Annotated in this window: 5 protein-coding genes and 1 pseudogene; 4 read left to right on the top strand and 2 right to left on the bottom strand. The window is 64.4% G+C overall.

The genetic code is table 11. The features are described 5' to 3' along the window. Positions 1-270 precede the first annotated feature (270 nt). On the bottom strand, positions 271-1,206 hold the full coding sequence (locus IOC69_RS08480) for an SMP-30/gluconolactonase/LRE family protein (protein ID WP_290543110.1): 936 nt from the start codon (positions 1,204-1,206) through the stop codon (positions 271-273). Positions 1,207-1,210: 4 nt separating this feature from the next. Further along, positions 1,211-1,450 (bottom strand): annotated as a pseudogene (locus tag IOC69_RS08475) (hypothetical protein); the annotation flags it as partial. Positions 1,451-1,625: 175 nt separating this feature from the next. On the opposite strand from IOC69_RS08475, the gene IOC69_RS08470 reads away from it, so the two are divergent. From IOC69_RS08470 to IOC69_RS08455, 4 genes are all read left to right on the top strand, one after another. Continuing rightward, on the top strand, positions 1,626-2,174 hold the full coding sequence (locus tag IOC69_RS08470; protein WP_290543109.1) for a HutD family protein: 549 nt from the start codon (positions 1,626-1,628) through the stop codon (positions 2,172-2,174). A gap of 57 nt (positions 2,175-2,231) precedes the next feature. Continuing rightward, the gene (locus tag IOC69_RS08465; RefSeq protein WP_290543108.1) at positions 2,232-2,657 is read left to right on the top strand and encodes an OsmC family protein; all 426 of its coding nucleotides are present in this window, start codon (positions 2,232-2,234) and stop codon (positions 2,655-2,657) included. A 383-nt stretch (positions 2,658-3,040) separates the two neighbouring features. Continuing rightward, positions 3,041-3,619, top strand: coding sequence for an HdeD family acid-resistance protein (locus tag IOC69_RS08460; RefSeq protein WP_290543107.1), 579 nt, complete (start codon positions 3,041-3,043; stop codon positions 3,617-3,619). 231 nt (positions 3,620-3,850) lie between these two features. Continuing rightward, positions 3,851-4,237, top strand: coding sequence for an META domain-containing protein (locus tag IOC69_RS08455; protein ID WP_290543106.1), 387 nt, complete (start codon positions 3,851-3,853; stop codon positions 4,235-4,237). The last annotated feature ends 335 nt before the right edge of the window (positions 4,238-4,572 follow it).

Raw genomic sequence — 4,572 nt, 5'->3', positions numbered from 1 at the left:
TGGCGCGGCTTGTCTTTCCGCCACCTGTCAAACGCGCCTTCGTGTTCAGTTGGTCACTCTGGCGGCGCGTTCACCAAGCCCATGCCGCCGAGGCCCACTACCGCGCAAGACTCACCACGCAGACGCAACTGTAGTACTAAATCTTGCAGCTGCGGTGGTTAACCTCATCGCGTCGGCGGGGCGGGTCCTTGAGAAGGTCAGCTGTCGCTTCGTTCCCCCCTTTTCCCGGGGTCCCTTCGCCTGGGTCCCGTCAATACGGGACCCTTTCTTTTAGGGGGTCTGCGCGCCAACCCGCGCCGTCTCGATGGCATAGAGAGACGAGGTGGCGGTGATGAACAGGCGTGATTTGCCGAAGCCGCCGAAGGTGAGGTTCGCCACCGTCTCCGGCACGAGGATGCGGCCCAGGCGGTCTCCGTCCTTCGTGTAGCAATGAATGCCGTCGCCCGCCGAGATCCAGAGCAGGCCTTCAGCGTCCACCCGCAGGCCATCCGGCACTTTTTCGTTGATGACGGCGATGACGCGGCTGTCCTGAAGCCGCTTTCCATCCACCACCTTTAAGCCCCTCACATGGCGCGGGCGGCCGTCCTCGAAGCCGAAGCCATGGCCGCGGGCGAAACCGGAGTCGGCGATATAGAGTTCGGACTCGTCGGGCGAGAAGGCGAGGCCGTTCGGACGGTCGAAATCATCCGCCACCACGCTCAGCCCGCCTGAGGCGGGGTCGAAGCGATAGACCTGGTTCTTGCCGATGGCGCTCTCGGCCTGGATGCCCTCATGGTCGGAGATGATGCCGTAGGGCGGATCGGTGAACCAGATGGAGCCATCCGACTTCACGACGACGTCGTTCGGCGAGTTGAAGCGCATGCCGTTCCAGTGCGTCACCAGCACCTCGTAGCGGCCGTCCAGATAGGTGCGGCTCACGCAGCGGCCGCCATGCTCGCAGGAGATCATGTTGCCCTCGCGGTCCCGCGTGTGGCCGTTGGTGCGCTGCGAGGGCTGGCGGAACACCGAGAGGCCCGAGACCGGCGACCAGCGCATCATGCGGTTGTTGGGAATGTCGGAGAAGCGCAGCTCATTGAGCTCGGAGAACCACACCGGACCCTCCGCCCAGATAAAACCGGTGGCGAGCTTCGTCAGCGCCGCACCCTTGGGGAAGAAGTCGAGGAAACGCTGGGAGTCCGGTGCAAGGCAGGCGTGATGCGCGCTCATGGTGTCAACCCTCGATGATGGTGGGGATGCGGGTGGCGGGCGGCGTGTTGCGGCTCCTCTGGCATCTGATCTGGCCGTCGATCACCACCATGCCGATGCCGGGCGGCTGCACACCCAAGCCCGCCGGTGCGTCCGTGCCGAGGATCACGCGGTGCAGCTCCTTCATGTTCTCGGCGGGCCGCAGCTTTTGGATCGCCGCGCGTTCATAGCCGTTGTGCACGATCTCGGGGCCGCGCTTGCAGCCCCCTTCGCACGGCCGATGCTGCGGATGACGAATTTCCGCGGACCCGCGTTCTGGCTCTGGCCGTCATGCGCCATGATGTTCTCCTGGCAAACGCGCTGCTTCTTGGGCAGCGTCGGAAATGGCATACTGCGTCATCGGCGGGGGCCTGTCGAGGCCAGGAGCGGGAGCCGGATGCATGGGGATCATTCGCAAATCGGAGTTCGTGGAAGGCCGCTGGCGCAACGGCATGGGCGTGTCGTGGGACATCGCGTCCGAGCCTGCGTCTGCCGAGGGCTTCGGCTGGCGCTTCGCCACGGCCCTCATCGAACGGGATGCGCCTTTTTCGCTTTACCCAGGTGTCGACCGCGTCTTCACGCTGTTCGAAGGAGACGGCCTCGACCTTGATTTCACGTCGGAAGCGGGCGCTCCGCTGTCGCTCGCCGTTCCGCGCCTGTTTGCGCCTTATCCCTTCGCCAGCGATGTTCCGGCCTTCTGCCGCCTCCGCCAGGGCCCCTGCCGCGCGCTGAACCTGTTCACCCGCCGTGAAAGATGGTCGGCCGCCGCGGATGTCGTGTCGGGCGGCGCGGACATCGCGCATCCCGGCCCCATCCTGCTCTTCGCGCTCAAGGGTGCTGCGGCTGTGGACGGCCATGCGCTGGCGGAGGGCGATGCGGCGATTGCGGCTGATGAGGCCACTGTCGGCACAGAGGGCTTCGTTTATGTTGCTCGGCTTTTCGCGCGGTGATTGGCCCCGTGGCGGTTTCCCGCTAGGATTCCCATCCGGTAGATCGGAGACAGCAGGATGAAAGCGCGTGTTCAGTGGCTCGACGGCCGGGCCTTCGTCGGGGAATCGGGTTCGGGCCATGCTGTGGTGATGGATGGGGCGCCGGAGGCAGGGGGCCGCAACATCGGGGTGCGGCCGATGGAGATGCTGCTGCTGGGCTTGGGCGGCTGCACCGCCTTCGACGTCGTCATGATCCTCGAGCGCATGCGCGAGACGGTGACTGGCCTTGATGTGGCGCTGGAGGCCGAACGTGCGGCGGAGGACCCCAAGGTCTTCACCCATGTGAAGATCGTCTACAAGCTGACGGGCCGCGGCCTTAAGCCCGCCAATGTCGAGCGCGCCATCAACCTCTCGGCCGAGAAATACTGCTCGGCCTCCATCATGTTCGGCAAAACGGCCACCATCGAACACGCCTTCGAGATCCTCGAGGACGGGGCGGACTGAAACATCGAAAAAATTGTGAAGGTTGTGCACCGAGACAACATGCAACCATAGATTTTGTTACTGGCCAGGGCGGGCCGACAGAGCTGGCTGCCGATTGAATGCGAGGTCTTCGCAGAACGCATGGCCGCCCCATGGTCTCCGCGAAAACCACTGAAAACGGTGGGGTGGCCGTTTTCCGGCCGGAGCTGCGCCCGCGCGGGCACTGGCCCCAACCGGCCAAATCGGCTTATGATTCGCCCGATGCCGGGCCGCTGCCTGGCAGCTTCTTCGCAGAAACTTGCCCGCCCCCGCCTTGCAGGCGCTCTGGCGGGCATTTTTGTTTTCTGGAAGTTGAACGGATGGACTAACATCCGTGCGGGTTTAACCGGAGAAGGGACGACAACATGACCAACGCAAACACCCATAGCCTCGGATCAGGCGCCATCCTCTTGCACAACCTCGCCAGGCACTGGTGGGCACTGGCCCTGCGCGGCGTCGCCGCCATCGTCTTCGGCGTGCTGGCCTTCGCCTGGCCGGGCATCACCATCCTGAGCCTCGTGATGCTCTACGGCGCCTATGCGCTGGTCGATGGCGTGTTCTCGGTCTTTGCCGCCATCAGCGGCGGCACGCCCGCCCCGCGCTGGTGGCTGGCGGTGGTCGGCGTGCTCGGCATCCTCGCCGGCATCATCGCTTTTGCCAATCCCGTGCTGGTCGGCTTTTACCTGCTGTGGTTCATCGGCGCCTGGGCGATTGTCAGCGGCGTCATGGAAATCATCGGCGCGATCCGTCTCCGCAAGGAGATCGACAATGAATGGTGGCTGATCCTGCACGGCGCGATCTCGGTCTTGTTCGGCATCTTCCTGTTCGCCGAGCCGCTGACCAGCGCACTGGCGTTGATCTGGGTGATCGGCGCCTATGCCATCGCCGCCGGCGGGATGATGATCGCGCTGGCCTTCCGCCTCAAGGGCCACGCCAAGGCCTGATCGCCAGTTTCCGCGCAAACGCTAGGGAGCGGTCCTCCGGGGCCGCTCTTTCATTTGATGGGGGTGATTGTCCGCGGCGCGGCATCGCTCCCGAAGACGGATGGGCAGCACGCCGACCGACGGCAGAGAATATGCGCCAGATCAAGAGCCGGAGCATGATCTTGTCGCAAAAGTGGGTTCCGATTCTGCGGATCGTGCTTTATCTTTTCCGGGCATTGCGTGGAGGATGTCATGCGCCAGCTTATTGCCGTTTCCGGATTGACACTCGCCTTGCTCGCGGGGCCCGCCCTGGCGCACCAGGAAAAACTGGCCGGGGCCGACTGGGTGCTGGCGGGCCAGACCGGCCAGCGCGCGCCCTTCCTGCGCTTCGAGGCCGGCCGGGTGGCGGGGCTCGGCGGCTGCAACCGGTTCGGCGCCAGCTATCAGCTGAAGGGCGACAGGCTGAGCTTCTCAGCCATCGCCGCGACGCGCATGGCCTGCGATGGCATGGAGGCGGAACAAGCGTTCTTCGCCATGCTGGGCAAGGTGAAGGCCATGAAGCTGGACGGCGACAGGCTGGAGCTGCTCGATGGCCAGGGCAAGGTGCTGGCGGCATTTGCCCGGCGGACGGCGGAATAGGACGCCCGCAGAGGCGAGGGAAAATTCCGCGGAGGATCCGTCCCGGCTATTGACTTTAATCCTATAATGCGCTCCATGAAAACGTCCAGAGCGGCGGGCGGTCATATAGGATCGCGATCATTCTCCCTCCCCCTTGTGGGGTGTACAGACCGGGGAGATAGGTAACGGGTGTTCGGGGACATAGGTAACGGTTTTAGCATTGTTGGGTTGGCTTTGCGAGATCGAAGCTGGCGATGCGTTGGTGGCGGTAATGGACGTGGTAGGCGCCGTCGGTTTTGGTTGGGCTGAATGCGATGGTTTGGCCGCGGAAGGCCTTGGGGACGCGCAGCTCATGG

The organism is Aestuariivirga sp. (assembly GCF_020252405.1).
Lineage (GTDB): Bacteria > Pseudomonadota > Alphaproteobacteria > Rhizobiales > Aestuariivirgaceae > Aestuariivirga.
This window is presented reverse-complemented; position numbering and strand designations above follow the sequence as displayed.